20 protein-coding genes are annotated in these 17,223 nt (G+C 62.4%); 11 read left to right on the forward strand and 9 right to left on the reverse strand.

Annotated features, from left to right (window positions below):
• Positions 1 to 85: 85 nt before the first annotated feature.
• Entirely contained in the window at positions 86 to 517 is a 432-nt protein-coding gene (locus tag K32_RS11715) for a hypothetical protein (RefSeq protein ID WP_201404168.1), read from the forward strand.
• An 81-nt stretch (positions 518 to 598) separates the two neighbouring features.
• On the opposite strand, the gene K32_RS25070 is transcribed toward K32_RS11715, so the two are convergent.
• A complete protein-coding gene (locus K32_RS25070) occupies positions 599 to 895 on the reverse strand; it encodes a DUF982 domain-containing protein (RefSeq protein WP_371813014.1) in 297 nt (98 codons plus the stop codon).
• 90 nt (positions 896 to 985) lie between these two features.
• Here K32_RS25070 and K32_RS11725 point away from each other — a divergent pair, with 90 nt between their 5' ends.
• Positions 986 to 1,294, forward strand: coding sequence for a hypothetical protein (locus K32_RS11725; RefSeq protein WP_201404170.1), 309 nt, complete (start codon positions 986 to 988; stop codon positions 1,292 to 1,294).
• Between the two features lie 97 nt (positions 1,295 to 1,391).
• On the opposite strand, the gene K32_RS11730 is transcribed toward K32_RS11725, so the two are convergent.
• The 7 genes from K32_RS11730 to K32_RS11755 all read right to left on the reverse strand — a co-directional run bounded on the left by K32_RS11730 (position 1,392) and on the right by K32_RS11755 (position 7,841).
• The gene (locus tag K32_RS11730) at positions 1,392 to 2,342 is read right to left on the reverse strand and encodes an alpha/beta hydrolase (RefSeq protein WP_201404171.1); all 951 of its coding nucleotides are present in this window, start codon (positions 2,340 to 2,342) and stop codon (positions 1,392 to 1,394) included.
• Between the two features lie 456 nt (positions 2,343 to 2,798).
• Positions 2,799 to 3,353, reverse strand: coding sequence for a hypothetical protein (locus K32_RS11735; RefSeq protein WP_244669944.1), 555 nt, complete (start codon positions 3,351 to 3,353; stop codon positions 2,799 to 2,801).
• 462 nt (positions 3,354 to 3,815) lie between these two features.
• Entirely contained in the window at positions 3,816 to 3,950 is a 135-nt protein-coding gene (locus K32_RS25075) for a hypothetical protein (protein WP_371813015.1), read from the reverse strand.
• Positions 3,941 to 4,621: a DNA adenine methylase gene (locus tag K32_RS11740; protein ID WP_371813016.1), complete on the reverse strand. Its 681-nt coding sequence runs from the start codon at positions 4,619 to 4,621 to the stop codon at positions 3,941 to 3,943. Before K32_RS11740 ends, K32_RS25075 begins: the two co-directional genes overlap by 10 nt.
• A gap of 765 nt (positions 4,622 to 5,386) precedes the next feature.
• A complete protein-coding gene (locus K32_RS11745) occupies positions 5,387 to 5,899 on the reverse strand; it encodes a host-nuclease inhibitor Gam family protein (RefSeq protein ID WP_201404172.1) in 513 nt (170 codons plus the stop codon).
• A gap of 148 nt (positions 5,900 to 6,047) precedes the next feature.
• Positions 6,048 to 6,299 carry a hypothetical protein gene (locus tag K32_RS11750; protein ID WP_201404173.1) on the reverse strand — a complete coding sequence of 84 codons (252 nt, stop codon included), beginning with the start codon at positions 6,297 to 6,299 and terminating at the stop codon, positions 6,048 to 6,050.
• Positions 6,300 to 6,701: 402 nt separating this feature from the next.
• Entirely contained in the window at positions 6,702 to 7,841 is a 1,140-nt protein-coding gene (locus K32_RS11755; RefSeq protein ID WP_201404174.1) for a PHB depolymerase family esterase, read from the reverse strand.
• 222 nt (positions 7,842 to 8,063) lie between these two features.
• Here K32_RS11755 and K32_RS11760 point away from each other — a divergent pair, with 222 nt between their 5' ends.
• The 9 genes from K32_RS11760 (at position 8,064) to K32_RS11800 (ending at position 15,520) form a co-directional block, all read left to right on the forward strand.
• Positions 8,064 to 8,576: a ferritin-like domain-containing protein gene (locus K32_RS11760; RefSeq protein WP_201404175.1), complete on the forward strand. Its 513-nt coding sequence runs from the start codon at positions 8,064 to 8,066 to the stop codon at positions 8,574 to 8,576.
• Between the two features lie 156 nt (positions 8,577 to 8,732).
• A complete protein-coding gene (locus tag K32_RS11765; protein ID WP_201404176.1) occupies positions 8,733 to 9,026 on the forward strand; it encodes a hypothetical protein in 294 nt (97 codons plus the stop codon).
• A gap of 24 nt (positions 9,027 to 9,050) precedes the next feature.
• Positions 9,051 to 9,638, forward strand: a complete 588-nt coding sequence (locus K32_RS11770; RefSeq protein WP_201404177.1) for a hypothetical protein — start codon at positions 9,051 to 9,053, stop codon at positions 9,636 to 9,638.
• Between the two features lie 47 nt (positions 9,639 to 9,685).
• On the forward strand, positions 9,686 to 9,880 hold the full coding sequence (locus K32_RS11775) for a hypothetical protein (protein WP_201404178.1): 195 nt from the start codon (positions 9,686 to 9,688) through the stop codon (positions 9,878 to 9,880).
• Between the two features lie 72 nt (positions 9,881 to 9,952).
• Positions 9,953 to 10,915: an SDR family oxidoreductase gene (locus tag K32_RS11780; protein WP_201404179.1), complete on the forward strand. Its 963-nt coding sequence runs from the start codon at positions 9,953 to 9,955 to the stop codon at positions 10,913 to 10,915.
• A 273-nt stretch (positions 10,916 to 11,188) separates the two neighbouring features.
• Positions 11,189 to 13,273, forward strand: a complete 2,085-nt coding sequence (locus tag K32_RS11785; protein ID WP_201404180.1) for a GAF domain-containing protein — start codon at positions 11,189 to 11,191, stop codon at positions 13,271 to 13,273.
• Positions 13,274 to 13,912: 639 nt separating this feature from the next.
• Positions 13,913 to 14,113 carry a hypothetical protein gene (locus K32_RS11790; protein WP_201404666.1) on the forward strand — a complete coding sequence of 67 codons (201 nt, stop codon included), beginning with the start codon at positions 13,913 to 13,915 and terminating at the stop codon, positions 14,111 to 14,113.
• 84 nt (positions 14,114 to 14,197) lie between these two features.
• Positions 14,198 to 15,130, forward strand: coding sequence for a manganese catalase family protein (locus tag K32_RS11795; protein WP_201404181.1), 933 nt, complete (start codon positions 14,198 to 14,200; stop codon positions 15,128 to 15,130).
• Between the two features lie 252 nt (positions 15,131 to 15,382).
• Positions 15,383 to 15,520 carry a hypothetical protein gene (locus K32_RS11800; RefSeq protein ID WP_201404182.1) on the forward strand — a complete coding sequence of 46 codons (138 nt, stop codon included), beginning with the start codon at positions 15,383 to 15,385 and terminating at the stop codon, positions 15,518 to 15,520.
• Here K32_RS11800 and K32_RS11805 read toward each other — a convergent pair.
• Complete coding sequence (locus K32_RS11805; RefSeq protein WP_201404183.1) at positions 15,517 to 17,217, reverse strand: right-handed parallel beta-helix repeat-containing protein; 1,701 nt, start codon at positions 17,215 to 17,217, stop codon at positions 15,517 to 15,519. The genes K32_RS11800 and K32_RS11805 overlap by 4 nt on opposite strands.
• Positions 17,218 to 17,223: the final 6 nt, after the last annotated feature.

Below are 17,223 nucleotides of genomic sequence, written 5' to 3' on the forward strand. Positions count from 1 at the left end.
TGGCGCGGCTCCCTGCTGCGGAAGTGAGTGCGTCGTCGCGTCAGGCCTGATATAAAGGAACAAATTCCCATCAGCGGGGCGAACTATGAGCACTCCCGGGGCTCGTGTCGCCGACACGATCGTTGCCATGCACCAGCGCCGGCAGATCGGCGAAGGGTCGTATCGTGCTGCGATTGCCTATCGGGCCGCGTTCGATCGCCTGGCGCGCTCGAAAGAATCGACCATCGTAGGCACGATCGACGCACCGGCGAGCCGCCGCTATCTGGAGGCCCAGGAGAAGCACATGACGGCAACTGCCGTCGTCAACCTGGTGCACCGCCTGCTCGGCCCGCTCGACACCTCGATCCTTATCGACGTTGTCGGCTGCAATTTTACGATTGAAGAGGCGACCCGGCGCTGCCTCACCGCCGGCGAGCCGCCGAGCGCGGCCGACCGCGAGCACGTCGGCCGGCGCCTGCGCGTGGCACTAGAGATCCTCGCCCGGAATGCCACCTTTCGCGAGCTGCTGAGCGGCTGATCACACCTCGGCCATCCTCATGTTGAAGACGGCCGGCCATTGGCCCCATGCCGCCCCCGGGCGAAACGGGGGCGCGGGCGGCTACCGCCGACGCTTCCGAGGCTCGCGCCGGCTGATCGGAGGCACATGGCCCTCGAATATTCCCGCCTCCTCGGCCGCCGCAATCAGGGCTGCCCGAACGTCCAGCGCGTCGCCCTCGTCTTCAAGAGCACGCAGGCAGGCGATCTGGGCGGCACGGTGTAGCGGCGTGCCGATGTAATCCTCCGGCCAACGCTGAAGCAGCCATTCGGCGGCGCGCAACACGTCGCCGACCGCCACGTTGGTCCCGGGCGGCTCAAGGAGGAAGATGGGTGGAAAGCTTCGCATCCCTCGGCACATAGCGCGGCGTCCACCGCGGCCAATATGCGATATGGTCCTCGTCAAACGGGACGTGATCGCCGCGATTGCGGACAATTCGGAGAAAGCGGCTTGAGCAGGTACAAAGGCCGGATGTCGCCGGTGATCTTCGATAGAACCTGGCCGTTCTATGTGCCGATCCCGACCACAATCTTGCGCGATCGGTTCCGCGAGCTGGAAGCTCAGGCAGAGGCCCTCGGCGCTGCCCCGGAACACCGAGACCTCGTCCTCAACGACGTCTGGCACTCCTGCTTTTGCTTCGCGACGCTCGAAGCAGCCCAAGCATTCGCGGCGCCCAATGGCGCCGAAATAAAGGACGCTCGGAAGCGGATCAACAAGGGCACTTGGCAGCTATGGGAAGAGAAGGGCCAGACAAAGTAGTCGGTGACCCGGTGCCGCTGTGACCTCTTGAGCTTGAGGCGTGAGACACCCGAAAAAGGGCCGCCCCGCCGGCAGCGGCGGGACGGCCGGTGTCGCGCTATTCCGCGGCGGCGGCGCGCTCCTCGGCCTGGTCGAGGCCGAGGCGTGGCCGCAGCCACTGCGCGATGTCCTGAACCGCCTTGTCGCCTTCCGGCGCGGTCCCTGCGAGGAAGTGGAAAACGTGCTGTTGTTCCGGGTGGACGTCGTAGCGAACCTCGACCCCGGCGGCGCGCGCGGCCTCTGCCAGTCGCGCGGCATCGTCGAGCAGCGTCTCGTCGCCGCCGACCTGAATGAAAAGCGGCGGGAACCCCGATAGATCGGCGTAGAGCGGGCTGACGAGCGGGTCGCGACGCTTGGGCGACGTGCCGTCGTCGCCGAGATAGGTGGCGGAGAGATTGTCGATCACGTGCCGCTTCACGAAATGGTCCTTCTCGTGATTCGAGACGACCGACTGGCCCGTTACCAGAAGGTCCGTCCAGGGTGACAGCGGCACACTTGCCGCCGGGAGCGGCAGTCCCCGCTCGCGCAGCAGCAGCAGAGTGGTCACGGCCAGCGCGCCGCCGGCCGAATCGCCGATCAGGCCGATATGTTCGGGGCGAAAGCCCTGGCCGAGCAGCCACTGATAGCTGCGGACGGCATCCTCGACCGGAGCCGGATGAAGATGTTCGGGCGCACGCCGATAATCGATGATGAGAACGGGGACGCCGACGGCCTTGGCGATATGGCCGAACAGCTTGCGGTGGCTGTAGGGGGAGCCGACGACATAGCCGCCGCCATGTGTCGCCTGCAGCACGCGATCGGCCGCCGCGCCCTTCGGCACCGCCCAGAGCGCCGGCACGCCGCCGGCGTCCACCTCGCTATAATCGACGCCTCCCGGCTCGCCCGTAACGTCGCCCCAATGCTCGAAGAGCCGTCGCACGTCGTCGATCGGCAGGTCCGGATTCTTCTCCAGAGTATCGATCCAGCCCTTGTAGAGAGTCGACAGCGCTTCCGATTCCTTGCTGGCCATTTTCGCGTCCCGTCCTTCTCGCAGGGGCTCCGCCGGAGCCCGGATTATTCGAACTTCCCAAGCAAATAGGCACACCTTCTCGGCGCGCACCGCCGCCAGACGCGACCGATGACGCTTCAAGACTATGATTTTGCTGTCGAACTGCTCTGCGTCCCTGCGGAGGACAGAGCGAGTTGCAGCGACGTCCTGCCGAATGATCGAAGGATAGGCGAAATCGGGACGAAGGCTCGCGATGGGTGAACCATTTTGTTCACGATCGAGAGCAAAGTTTCCTGCGGCGAAGCAGTGATGATGGTCCGACAATACGGCGCGCGCCTGGACCAGCCGGCTCCGTTTCGCCGACAGAAAGCGGGGCGGCGATGGAAGAGTTCTGCGCCTCCGAGCGCATCAGTGCAGCGCCGCATCACCCGTCGGGGCGAATACCCCTGTCGGAAGTAGTGAGCCGAGTCCAATGGATCACATGATTGGCGGCTCGGGTAGTACTGGGATGTTGCCAAAGATCCGTTGAAATTTCATGCGCAGCCAGTCCGGCGTTGGGCGCTTGCCCTCTGCAAGGCCGACGTTCACCAGCACCTGCCACCACTCGTTCACGAGACTGGAAAAGACGTCAAAGGCAAGCGCGTGGTTGCCGTCTTCGTCAACGTGATAAAGAGCCCAAGCCGAGGGTGCGTCTTCGTCTAAGTCATCCCAGAATAGCTCGACGCTACCGCCTTTCCAGCGATCGTCTCGATGCTCGGCGTGCTTCGCCGTATTGGCGATGTCAGCACATTTGCCTTGGTTTGGGATCCATTTGTCGAGCGACTGCCGAAAGTCAGGTATTGCTGATCGGCCGTCGCGCTCCGCGACGGCCTTAACCACCCAGTTCTCAAGACTCCACGCTGAGATGCAGACGTTGATCGCAGCATATGAAATCGGTTGTTTCTCGTGCGGGAAGTCTCTTTGGATATCGGTGAAAACCTCCGTATCCCAGAGCAGCTTCTCCCACATGGTCACAGCGTTGCCGATGATCACTGTGTGATCGGAAGGCGGCCGCCCGGTCCTAGGTCTGGTTTTCCGCCTGGCGCTCATAGCGGCCAGAACTCGGGCCCACGTCGGTTCGGCAACGGCCGCCCCGCTGGCGCCAAGTACAGAATTTCCCCGACGAACCTGAGCTTCATAATTGCCTCTCGCCTTGTGGCCCGAAGGCTATCGTGCCACTGCGCGACGCCATGGCCATTGCCATAGCAATCCGAGGACGGCCCGTAGCATAACCGGCATCACCAACGGCAGCGCGACTGGCAGTGCCGTGAACGCTGTTCCTGCCCGCAGAAACGACAACAGGCCCGCCCGTCCTAAGGACGAGCGGGCCTGCTCTTGATCAGGGCTTGATCGCGGGGGCGGAGAAGCGTGACGTTGGATTCCGGGTCAGAACGAAAATATCGTCAGCACCGCGTCCATCGTACCCAAGCCGGCCTGGGAATGACCCAGCAACCATCAATTCGAGACGATCAGCTCGCTCTGCCCCTTCTTCTGACCGGCGTGCCCAGCCACGGAATAGGTCACCGTCGCCTCCTCGAGGCGGAACCGGCCGAAGATCTCGCGCGTCTCCGGGCAGTCGTTTATCGACAAGATGAACCGACCGGCGATCCGCTCGAGCCGAGCCGCCAGTACCTGGAACTGCTCGCGCGGAAAGACGTCGCGCCCATAGTAGTGCTCCGTTCCGAATAGGGCGGGTCCAGGTAGAACAGCGCGCCGGCGCGGTCCCAGCGATCGAGGAACACGTCCCACGGCAGGCATTCCAGCCAAACGCCTGCGAGGCGCTCATGCGCCTCCTGCAGCGTTTCGGCCAGCTGCAGCGCGTTGAAGCGGCCGCCGGCTCTCCGGTCGATGCCGAAGGTGCGGCCGGCGACTTTGCCGCCGAAGGCGAGCTTCTGAAGGTAAAGGAAACGTGCCGCGCGCTGCAGGTCTGTCAGCCGGTCCGGATCCAGGCCGACCAGCCGCTCGAACTCCGCGCGGCTCGACAACTGCCAGCGCAGCATGTCCATCAGCGCCTGGTAGTGGTTCTGCAGGACGCGGAAGAAGGTGATGACGTCACGGCTGATGTCGTTCAGCACCTCGACCTTCGGCGCCAGGCGCCGACGGAAGAACACGCCGGCCATACCGGCGAACACTTCGGCATAGAGATCATGCGGCGTTGCCTCGATCCGCTCGGACAGTTGGCGGGCAAGCTGCTTCTTGCCGCCGACATAGCCGGCGACTGGCCGCGCGGCAGGCGCCACGCGAAATCCGTCTTCATCCATTTTAAACTCGGGGAGATGCACGCTCCGCCTTGGGCGGGGCGACGTTATCTTCTGGTGCGTCGGACGGGGATGACCTGCAAACTCTTCCCCGTTGCTGAGCGAAAGCCGGCCTCCGCCCACAGGTCTTGCCTCGAGCAATACGCGCCCGAGCCAGTGCGAGGATCGGAGCGTCGCACTAGACCCCAGGCGGTCTGCTCGCCCTCTCGAGGCTCTGCTTGATCTTTATGCCTGGCGATCAGTGGTTGTGGACCTGGTTTTTCCATATCAGCCAATCCGTGATGGCTTTCGCGACCTGGCTCTGATCGATGTTGACCGGCATCGCAGCGCTCTGCGTGAAAAAAGCGCCAGAAATGGGCCTTCGTCGAAGCTGTCACGACGAGGCACAACATCTCCGGAACAGCGATCCAGCAGCGCGTTTGGGTCAATGGGACGGCTGTTTAGCTTCGCCGCCCCCCTCCGGGGTGCTGTGAGGGAGCTCGCTGCATAAGCGGGCTCCTTTTTTGGGGCTTCGCCGGGGAACAGGCCCTCGCCTTGGCCGTTGGTTTGTAGGAACGGCCTCCGCAGTCGATGTCGTTCCCCGGAAGGATGACATGGGAGACTAGCCCGCACAAAGAGGCGGGCTTTTTTTTCGAGCGCGCCCACCGGTGCGCTCTGCCCCCGCTGGCTCCCGCCTATCAAGCTTCGTGTCTATCGGGATCGTCGCGTACGGCGGCCCCTGCCGGCCGAGAATTTGAAGCAGAAGCCCGACAAGTCGCACCGAGAGGTTCAGGTGCGCTCGACGAGATCGGCGTCGATCGGCGAGATCGAGAAGCTTTCCTCGCCCGGCACGATCGAAATGCCCTTGATGCCCTTGATCTTGTCTTTCGAAGCCGGCTTGCCGATTTCGGTCAGCAGCAGGTCCTCGCGGACGCGGATCAGATCGAGATGGCCGCGCTTCTTCAGCGTCGCCAGGATCTTCGCCTCGAGCTCCGGCACGATCTGCACCTTCTGCCGGCCGGAGCGCCAGGCGGCCGACCCGGAGGTGAACGCCGCAGTCTTGGACTTGCCTTCCTTGGTCAGGCGAGCACGGTTCGCGACGCAGTAGGCCTCGATCTGTTTCGCGAGGCTGACGCGTTCGTCGACGAGCGGCGTGGCCTGGTCCTCGAACCGCTTCGAGGCGTCGGCGACGGCTTGGGACTTGTCGGTCTCGATCTTGCCGAGCTGGCGGATCAGCGCGCCGAGACGCGCGATGGCGTGCGCGCAGGCGGCATCGTCGGCGAAGAAGGCTTCTTCGGCCATGTAGATCTCCTGGTGATGATGGGTAGGCGGCAATCGAGCAATAACCGGGTTCAAACGGCCAGGACGAATCACCACATTTCGGTCCGACGTCTGGAGGGCAAGCAGATCGTCACGCGGACGGCGAGTCAGGACGGTCTCTGCCGCCCTCTTAGTCGAGCGCCAATAACCTGACCCGGTCGTCGGAGCGCAGATACCAGTCGCCGTCGATCGTATCGATGCCGTTCTGGAACAGGTTGTGGCGGCCTGGCGCCGACGTTGCCGACCTCTGAGAGCTATCCGCGGGTGATGCTGGGCCTGATCGGCCCTGCCGACGCTGCAGCAGCGCGTCGGCGATCGCCGGTCGGAGAAGACCGGCGAAAGCGCCAATACCGCGCTCTGGGCGGGCATCGAGGGCGCGCATGGCTTGCACACTGGACAGGGGTCACCGCAGCCGCTGCGAGCGTGATCACAGCGCTTGTAATCGATGGGTCAGCGCGCGAACCAACTCCTACCGAACACACCGGGAGCTTCTTGCGGACCCAGCCTGCAGGACACGTCCCCTTCGCCCCCCGCCTCGAAACCGCCAAGCACGCCGACAATAGAGATCCGCCCACCGCTCGTCACGGCGTTGGCCGAGCGGGCCAAGGTGGCGAGGCCGACGACATCAACGACCAAGTCCACGCCTCGATCGGCCGTCTCCTCGAAGCGTTCTTCTCGATGATGCTCGCCCTCGAAGAAATGTCAGCTCGGCAAAAAAACCGGAAGCTCCCGGCGTAGTGCGGTGAGTTCATCCCTGGTCGAGCAACGCTGCGATGGAGCCCTGCTATTTCATCAGACCGGCGGATCTCAGAGCGGCTTCGATAATGTCGCCAACCTTGGTGGAAGGCATGCCTGCGCTCGCATACACGCGCTCGGATGCGGGAGCCGGCTCCGGCATCGCATCGCTGAGGACGAATTCGTCACCCGACACGATGGTGGTCTCTCGCTCAACGAATGGACCGCCAGCTGTCAGACCCCATTCTTCGGCGATTTCGAAGGTGGACGAGATTCCGACGTCCAACATATAGGGACCGGGCTGCCCATATGCGGCGGGCCCCATCGAGGCAATGGGGGTGCCGTGTCCCATCCCTGTGACGCTGTGCAGGGTTACCCTCACGCGTCCGTCCTTGTCGGACCATTCCCGCGTCGCGCGGCCGTTCTGGATGGGCGTAGCCGTGGGCACTTCGACGAGCCCGTGCACCTCCCGCCATTGATCGACCAGAGCCTTCGAGTTGGCAGGATCGACCGTGCCATCCGCCGTTCCCTGCCATATCGAGATCGTCGGCCAGGGCCCGCCATGCGCTGAGGCGCTTCGAAGAGCGGCTTGGAGCCGGGATCCCGACGGCAAGGCGTGTCCTCGCATTCGGTCAAATGCTTCCGGAACGCCGTTGGCGACCCCGTGCGCCAGCCCCGCAATGATGGCGCCTCCCGCAAACACCTCGGGGTAGACAGCGAGCATCGTCGCCGCCATCGCGCCCCCTGCGGACAGTCCGGTGACGAAGACCCGGGACCGATCGATGTCGTGGGCCCGCGCGATCTCTTCGATCATCTGACGGATGGAAAGGGCTTCGCCCCGCCCGCGCTGGGTATGCTCCGGAAGAAACCAGTTGAAGCAGAGATTGGGGTTGTTGGCGCGCCGCTGCTGCGGGAAGAGCAGAAAGAAGCCTTGCTCCTCGGCCAGGACCGACCATCCAGAGCCATGATCATAGCTGTCGGCCGTCTGGGTGCAGCCGTGAAGCACGACGACGAGCGCGGCGTTTGCGGCGGGTCGGGACGGTATGAATGCCTTAGCGTCAAGGCCGCCAGGATTGGAGCCTGTTGCGTTGAGCGTAACAAGACGTGACGGCACCCGAGCGGATGGCTGGGACGCCGCGCGGACTTTCATCGCCGCCAACCGCGAAATCGTATCCGAAATCGACCGCATCAGGTTTCCATCCGCGCTTGAGCATCGAGAGCAGATAATGGGAACTCATGCTGCAGTGCACAATGGCATTAGGAAGTTGCGGAACGAATTCGACGGTCAAGGGGTTGAACATGCAAGTCACCCCCTCACGTCGGCAGGAAATGCCGACCTATCCGGAACGGACCGACATCTCGGCGTCCATGAGCGGTGACGACCCCATCAATCCATTCATGGGAGGCCCCAATGGGCATATTTTCCAAAGACATCAAAACGCTCGACGACCTGTTCGTTCATCAGCTGCAAGACATCTATTACGCGGAGAAGCAGATCCTGAAGGCTCTGCCGAAGATGATCGAAAAGGCCACGGCCCCTGAATTGAAGAAGGGGCTCACGGCCCATCTCGCCGAGACGGAGGGCCATGTCGATCGCGTCGAGCAGGTTTTTGAGATGCACGGCGCCAAAGCCAAGGCAGTGGACTGCCCGGCTATCGACGGCATCTTGAAGGAAGCCGACGAGGTTGCCGGCGACGTGGCCGACAAGCAGGTTCTCGACGCCGCCATCATCGCCTCGGGCCAGGCGGTCGAGCACTACGAAATGACGCGCTACGGCACGTTGGTGGCCTGGGCTCGCCAGCTGGGCCGGGATGATTGCGCGGCCGTGCTTCAGCAGAACCTGGAAGAAGAGAAGGCCGCGGACCAGAAGCTCACCGAACTGGCCGAGGCCGCCGTCAACGCCCACGCCGCAGCTGCCGAGTGACCGTCGACCAGCTCCGGGAGGACACAAGGCCGACGCGGGGCGCTGAAAAGTCCAGCGTTTGGGCCAGAGCTTAAGCTCACCAGTCGGCCCAACATGACACAGAGGCGCGGCTTTCCCGCGGACGGGGAAGCTATGTCAATTTTTGGAGGAATGCTCATGAAACAGTTCGTATTTGCCAGCCTTCTTGTCGCGGCGATGGCGTCTCCCGCCTTCGCTGAAGAAGCCACTACGCCCGCCGTCGCCGGCGATAAAACCAACCCGGCGGCCCCTGTGGCCGGCAAGAACAGCTTCACCGAGGGCCAGGCCCGCGATCGCATCGCAGCCGCCGGCTACAGCGATGTGTCTGCGCTCGTCCAGGACGCTGACGGTATCTGGCGCGGCAAGGCTTCGAAGGGCGGAACCGTGATGAATGTTGCCGTCGACTTCCAAGGCAACGTCACCAGCAAGTGAGCCTCGCGGCGAAAGGATATTCCCATGACTACGATCGTTTCTGGACTGTTTGACAGCCGTGCTGACGCCACCAACGCGCTTCGCGATCTGCAGGCCCTCGGCGTCCCGCGCGATGATATCAGCCTCGTCGCATCCAATGCCGACAACGATGTCGATGCCTCGGACGTGGGGTCGGACGCCGGGGCGGGTGCTGGCCTAGGCGCCGCATTCGGCGGGCTCGGTGGGCTCCTGGCCGGGCTCGGCATCGTTGCCATTCCCGGCGTGGGTCCTGTCGTGGCTGCCGGCTGGCTGATCGCAACGGCGGCCGGAGCCGCCGCAGGCGCGGTGGTCGGCGGGGCCGCCGGGGGTATCGTCGGTGCTCTGACAGATTCGGGCGTGCCCGAGCGGGATGCAAACGTCTACGCGGAAGGCGTCCGCCGTGGCGGTACGCTGGTCACGGCCCGTGTCTCCGACGATAAGGTTGAGCTGGCTCGCGGCGTCCTGCAGGACGCTCGAGCTGTGGATCTGGAGCGCCGTCGTGCCGACTATGAGGGGGCGGGCTGGACGAGATTCGATCCGGACGCGCCGCTCCCCCGCAGGGATCGGGTCGGACTTAACAACGACCTGGTCTGATACCAACGAGGGGCCTTCGGGCCCCTCGCCAATGGGAGCGAGCTGAAATGCGCGCATTGACCGATCGCGAGTGGCAGACCCTTACCGATGTCTCCAATCCGTCAGAGTGCCTTTTGCGGGACGGCGAGACGATCGAGCGCCTGCTGCGCGAGGGCCTCATACACCAGCTTGCAAACTGCTACCGGCCGACCCCGCTCGGCACGGAAGCGCTGCAGCGACGCCAAGGCGGGCGGGCGCGCTAGCTCCCAGGGCGACGGCGGGAATTGTCGCCGATGGCACGACTTTGCGAGAGCAGCCAAGGGAAGGACTTGTCCATGAGCACCGGGAAAAAGGTCGAGAAGAAGCAGCGTGAGATCCAGCGCAAGGTCGATAAGGACGACGCCGGAGCCAAGACCTCCAGGAAACCGACGGCCATGCAGGCTGGCGCTCGGGAATATCCTGCCCCACCCTTTCCCAAGCAACACCACCCCAAACCGGGCGTGGAAAGCGAGATCGATCCCGCGCCGATGTATGACGCACCGTTTTGGACAGGCTCCGGCAAACTCGATTCAAGCGTGGCACTGATAACGGGAGGCGATTCCGGCATTGGACGCGCCGTTGCGGTCCTGTTCGCCAGGGAAGGCGCCGACATCGCGATATTCTATCTGTCCGAGCATGACGATGCCGAGGCCACGAAGTCCGCGGTCGAGGCCGAAGGCAAACGGTGCCTTCTCATCTCCGGCGACGTCGCCCGACGGGAAGACTGCAAAAAAGCGGTGGCGCAGACAGTCAAGCAATTCGGTCGGCTTGATGTTCTCGTCAACAACGCCGCTTTCCAAGTGCACTCCGCCGAATTCGCCGACCTCACCGAGCAGCACTTCGACACGACCCTGAAGACCAACCTCTACGGCTATTTCCATATGGCCCAGGAAGCCGTGCCGCACATGAAACCGGGCTCGGCCATCATCAACACGGGTTCGGTCACGGGGCTGATGGGTTCGAAATCCCTCGTCGACTATTCGATGACGAAGGGTGGCATTCACGCCTTCACCAGGGCTCTCTCGGGCAATCTCGTCGCCAAGGGCATCCGCGTCAACGCCGTGGCGCCCGGTCCCGTCTGGACCCCGCTCAACCCTTCTGACAAGACGGCCGAGGACGTGGCCGAGTTCGGCTCGGACACACCGATGAAGAGGCCGGCCCAGCCGGAGGAGATAGCTCCAGCCTATGTGTTCCTAGCCTCTCCGCAGTGCTCCAGCTACATCACCGGGGAAGTGCTGCCCATCGTCGGAGGCTACTAGAGCCTCCAGCGAAGAGAGGGCTATCCAGCAGACCATCCGACATATCGAGAGCGGAATAGCTCAAGCACCACGACTAGTTAAGACCGGGCCCGATCGATCGGGCCCGTTTCTTTTCCGCCGTAGCATGCGCAGGTCGCTCAATCCGGATCCCGGGCATCCTTCAACTCATGCGTTGTCCGGCATTGGGGCGGAAGCAATCTCGCCAAATCCCAAGCTAGGTATATAACTTCTGCGAAGTTTGCCGCTGGTGATTTGGACGAGATTTTCACGTTTATGAACAATACGGCCATCGAAAAGCGCGAGCATGAAGAACGGCGACTGGCTGCGCTCAGAAGCTATGACGTCCTCGATACGCCCAGAGAAGCGGAATTCGATGCGATTGCACAACTTGCGTCAGAGATATGTGGCACGCCCATAGCCGTGGTCAATTTGATCGCGGATCATCGGCAGTTCTTCAAGGCCGAGGTTGGGCTAGGGGTGCGGGAGACGCCGTTTGAAAGCTCATTTTGCGCCAAGGCCATTCTGGAGGAGGACTTTCTTCTGGTGCCAGACGCGTCGAAGGACCCTCGCTTCGATTGCAACCCACTGGTTACTGGTAGCCCGCACCTGAGGTTCTATGCCGGGGCGCTCCTGAAGACACAGGAGGGACTGCCGATCGGGACCGTTTGCGTCCTTGACTACGAACCCAAGCAGCTAAACGAGACGCAGCAGCGAACCCTGCGTGTTCTTGCCCAGCAGGTGATGACCCAACTTGAGCTACGGCGCCTTCTCAAGGCACAGGCGCATGAGATTGCCGTGGAGAGAAGACTGAGCGCCCGCCGACAGGCGCAGGCGATTAAGCTGAGCCGCATTGGCGAACTCGCTCAACAGGAGCAGGAGCGCTTTAAATCGGCCCAGGGCGCAGGTCGTATTGGTATATTCGAGGTTGATGTCCCAACCGGGAACATGACCGTGTCTGAAGAGTTCTGCCGCATTTTTGGCGTCGCCGTTCAGACAAACTATACCGCCTCCACTTTCGAGAGCCTCATCGTCGAGGAGGACCGCGCGGTCAGTTCTGACGACAAGAGCCGCAGCGGCGGAACGGCGGAACTGGATGTCGAGTATCGGATCAGGCGGGCCAACGACCAAAGCCTTAGATGGATCGCGCGGAGAGCGCGTTTCACAGTCGACCAGGGCGGTATCAGCCACATGGTCGGGATCGTTCTTGATGTCACCGATTCCAAGCAGAGGGATCTTCGAACCCAGTGCTTGCTGTCACTTGGAGATCAGCTGCGGGAAGTCACAACCATCAAGGGCGCCGCACAGATTGCCGCTGAGGTGCTGGCAGAGGGACTGGGGGTCGGGCGAACGGGCTACGCAACGATTGATCGCGCGAACGACGCTTTTGTCGTGGAGTTTGATTGGTCGAACGATGGTGAGCTTTCCTTTGGCGGCCGTCATCCTCTCTCGGCTTTCAATGCCACTGCCGAGCGCCTCGCCTTGGGAGAGACCCTGGCAGTGCCCAATGTTCCGGCGGCGCCATGGTTGGGCGGCGACGCAGAGGGCTACGCCGCTTTTGGCGTCCGATCCTTCATCAAGGTTCCCATTTTGGAAGCCGGCGCATTGATTGGTGTGCTCTTCGCCCATGACGACACACCTCGCTTCTGGACAAGCGATGAAATGACATTTGCATGGGGCGTCGCGGACAGAACCTATGCGGCGATAGCGAAACTAAGGGCAGAGGCCCAGCAGGCTGTGCTCAATGAGGAGCTGAGCCATCGTCTGAAGAACACATTGGCTATGGTCCAGGCCATTGCCGGCCAGACGCTGAAAAATGTCACGGAGCGGGATGCTGTCGAAGCATTCGTCGGCAGGCTCCAGTCGCTCAGTGCCGCCCATGACGTCTTGCTGCAACAATCCTGGTCCGCAGCGCGGATAAGGGACATCGTGGAGGAAATTGCCAGGACTCATGCGGAGCCTGGTCGCATCACAATCGCAGGGCCTGACATCAACATAGGCCCTAAAGCTGCGCTCTCGCTCTCCCTGATTCTGCATGAGCTTGCGACGAATGCCGCCAAATACGGCTCTCTCTCCAACGATGTCGGATTGGTAGATATCTCGTGGCGTGTCGAGGGTTCTGCCGATGGCAGTCGTCTTGAATTCAGGTGGGAAGAAAAGGATGGCCCCCTTGTCCGGGAGCCACTTCATAGGGGGTTTGGATCGCGCTTAATCCGCATGGGGCTGGCTGGATCAGGGGATGTCGACAAGCGTTACCTCTCGACGGGGTTGATTGCCGTTTTCCGGGCACCGATGGGACTTGTTCAGGAGTGGCACCGGGAAGCGGATGATGGGCTTAAATCTCCCGACGAAGAGCAATAAGCAGGCGCCCCGCTTCCGTCGGGGACCATCGCTGGGATCCAACCAGCTCGATGAGCCCGTCTACTTCGAGGGCCACCAAATCGCTGGGGAGGCTTGCGAAGTCCAGCCCGTCGATTTCCAGTGCATGAAGAAGAGCCCATTGCGGTCGTGTCAGCTGGTGGGTCATCGCTCACCTCCTTGGAGGACGCGTAGCCCAATCCCGCGGACGCTGAATCAGTTCCAGGGATACCGGTCGCACCAAAGCTGATCCGTTGGCCGAATAGGCCGGCCCCTCATTCGACGGAAGTACCGGCCCCTGCGCTCCATGGGTGACAGCCGTCCGACCAGCCCCATCGCCGTTCGCATGAACGACTGCTGCCGGATCGCCCCTGCAAGGGGGCATGCCGGCGCTGCTGCCATTCATCGTTCACGCCTCCAATCCCTCTCATGAACCTCAACAGATCTGGCACATTTGAGCTGCTGTTGAGCAAAAGAAAAAAACAGAACTCAAGCGGCAATAATTGCGAGACAAGCGCATTGTAATCTCTCGCAACTGTAAGATGAAAATGACAATCCGGCTAAAATAATCGGCAACCTATTGCCGCTCGACTGAATTGAATTGCTGTGAATGAAACCAGAAACATTAATTGGAAAAAAGTAATGGCAAATCAGCAGAGTGGTCGCGGTAGCGATAGCAAGCAGAATGACGACAAGGGCGGCAAGTCCTCTCAGGGTGGCACCCCCGAGCAGCACGCCGAAGCCGGACGCCAGAGTCACAAGAACGACGATTCCAAGTCGGGTTCGAGCGGCGGCAAGAGCGGCGGCTCGTCGTCAGGCAGCAAGTCTTCGGGCGGCAAGTAAACCGACCATCTACGCTTCACTGGGGAGGGCCCGTTTCGGGCCCTCCTCTTCACAAATGGGGGGCAAATACCCAGGAGTGACAACATGTTTATGCACAACAAACGACTGCAATATACCGTTCGTGTTTCCGAGCCGAATCCCCGCTTGGCATGCATGATGATGGAGCAATTCGGCGGCGCCGATGGCGAGCTCGCGGCTGCAATGCGCTACTTCACCCAAGGGTTGGGCGAGGATGATATGGGGCGCAAGGACATGCTGCTCGACATTGCCACCGAGGAGCTGAGCCACCTCGAGATCATCGGCTCCATCGTTACCATGCTGAACAAGGGCCTGAAGGCGCAGCTTGCCGAAGGGCAGCTGAAAGAGGCCGAGCTCTATCTCATGGTCGGCTCGGGCGGCGCATCCGCGAAAGAGGCGATCCTTTTCGGGGGAGGACCAGCGCTCTGCGATTCCGCGGGCGTACCCTGGACGGCTTCCTATATCGACTCGCGCGGAGAGCCGACAGCGGACCTGCGCTCCAACATCGCGGCCGAAGCGCGGGCCAAAATCGTCTATGAGCGCCTGATCCATCTCACGGATGATCCCGGCATCAAGGACGCGCTCGGTTTCCTCATGACACGCGAAATTGCCCACCAGAAGTCCTTCGAAAAGGCGCTCTACGCGATTGAGAACAACTTCCCCACGGGCAAGCTCCCCGGCGTGGAGCGCTACGCCAGCATGTATGTCAACACCTCCCAGGGAGATGGTGATGCAAGGGGGCCCTGGAACTCCGGCGACGAATGGGATCGAATTGACAATCTGGACGACGTCATGCCCGCCGACCAGGGCGATGGCACGGCCACCGTCGCGCTAAGCGCCAAAGACCAGAAAGTCGCGGCGAAGCTGGCCGATCGTACCCTGTCTGACCCCACATCCGATCCGACAACAGGTGCGGATATGGGCGCAGGTCCTGGTGCGGGACGCACGAAGAATGGGGACATGGGCGGCACGTCGAGTATCCATTCCCCAGCGGCATAGATCGCGTCGAGCAACTGACGATCACGAGAGGGGCCGACGGGCAACGCCGGCGCCTACGACGCTCTCCAGGATGCCTGCCATGACCAGTGCGCTGAGCCTGCTGGCGGCTGGGTAGCTTTCCTAAGCTGGCGCGGCAAGAGCAAAGGCGGACGATTTTTCTCCGCGCGCGCCGGTAGCACCATAAGGCTACCTTTGTTTCGCTCGGGGGCCGTCCTATGTTGCTGGGTGCACTGCTGACAGCAGGAGATGGGCATGTGGTACGCGATCGCGTTCGCGGCCGGAGCGATCAGCGCGACTGTTCTCTTCTTCGTTGTCTGGGTCTTGCTCGGCGGGCTTGAAGATGACCCGGCAACTGAGTTGCAACAGCACCGCAGGTCGTATTCCGACTAGCTCCCCTGCATGGTCACCCAGTTCGCGTTATCGCTGATCAGCAGGCACCATGCGCCAGCCGTCGCCGGCAAGATCGCGGTGCCGCCACTGGAGCCACTGCGCGGGACCACGTTGGCGGAAGCGGAAACGACCGTGAAAGCCTGAATCGTCTTCAGCATGATCTCCCTACCCGGGCAGGTCGACGGATCGGGTAGCGTGACGACAGTCGAGGATCCCTTGTTGCAGACGATCCAGTTATCGGTCGACGCAACCGTGAAATTCGCCGTCTTCACGACGGGGATACCCCGGCTGAAGCCGCCCTGCACCCGCGAGAAACCGGCGAGGTGCTCCAGCGCTACCGATGCCGCCCCGACCAGCGTCGTGAGTTTCGTCGTCCTGTTTCCGACGAAGACGTTCTGGTTGGCGGCTCCTGTCTCGAGGATGCTCCAAGACACGGCGGTCGATCGGAAGACGTTGCCGCTGACCGAAAGGCCGGTGGCATCGACGACATAGAAGTCCACGTTGTTGTTGGCGAAGAATGTGTTGCCCGCGAAGGTGTGATCGGCCCCGGACACGATGGCGCCGAAGGTGCCGAGCACGAACTGGCAGCCAACGAAGCTGAAGCTCGAGCTGGCGGAGCCAAGCGTTGCATTCGCCGAGGCAGGCGTCGTTCCGGCGGTCGAGAAATCGCATGCCGAAAACTTCCAGTTCGACGACGCGCCGTTCACCACCAAGGCGCCGCCCGGGCAGGTCGTGAATGAGCAGGCAGAGGCCAGGCCCCATTCCTGTCCGGTGATGACCAGGCCGGTATTCTGGCCGTTGGTCGAGCACCCGACCAAACGCACTCCCTCATCGAAGGCGCCGGGGCCGCCGATGATATTGAAGCCGGCGCCAGTGCCGTTCTGGGCCCGGCAATCGACAAGGTCGGTATCGGCACAGTTGTCGATCTGGAAGCCGATCACAGCCTGCGACGAAAATACGTCCGTGATCTGGGAGTTGGCGCAGAACCGCAGGGTGATCCCCTGGGCGAACGCCCCCGACACCTCGATATTGCGGATGCTGACATTGGAGATCCGAATGGCGCTCGAGCCACCATCGATCGAGACCGCCTGCGCCCCGGCCTTTCCATTCGCCTCGAATCCGACGTCCCGGATTGCGAAATAGAACTGCGTCGAGGTGGCCGTGTAGCTCAGCATGACAATGCTGTCGGAGCCGCACAGCAGCCGGGTCACCTCCTTGCCCTTGCCCTGAATGCGCACGCCAGGTTTCAAGATGACCGAATTCAGGGCGAACCTGCCGGCCGGCAAATAGATCGTCGTGTTGCTGGCCGCGTTGATGGCCGCCTGCAGCGTCGCGGCGTTGGCCGCCGCCGTCGCGCTGGCGCTCAACGGCACCTCGACGTTGCGGCCAGCGACGTCGGCAATCAACGAGATGAACACCTCCGCCGCTCCCGACAGATTCAGAAGCGCGCCGGTCGAAGAGACAACGAGTGAGCGGGCCATCACGGATCCGCTGGCTGTATAGGTGCCCAGTCCGATCTCCCAGGCCGCACCGTCCTCGATCACGTAGTGGAAGGTGTCGCCGTCGGCCACGCCGGCGGCCGCGAAGCTCTGATAGTAGCCCTTGCCCGGCTGTTGCACGGCCGATCCGAGCGCAATGGCGCCGGTGCCGGTCGTCGCGGTGGTCATCCGCGCCCGGTCTTTGAGCACATAGGCCATGGAGGT

The organism is Kaistia sp. 32K, assembly GCF_016629525.1.
In the GTDB taxonomy this organism is placed as follows: domain Bacteria; phylum Pseudomonadota; class Alphaproteobacteria; order Rhizobiales; family Kaistiaceae; genus Kaistia.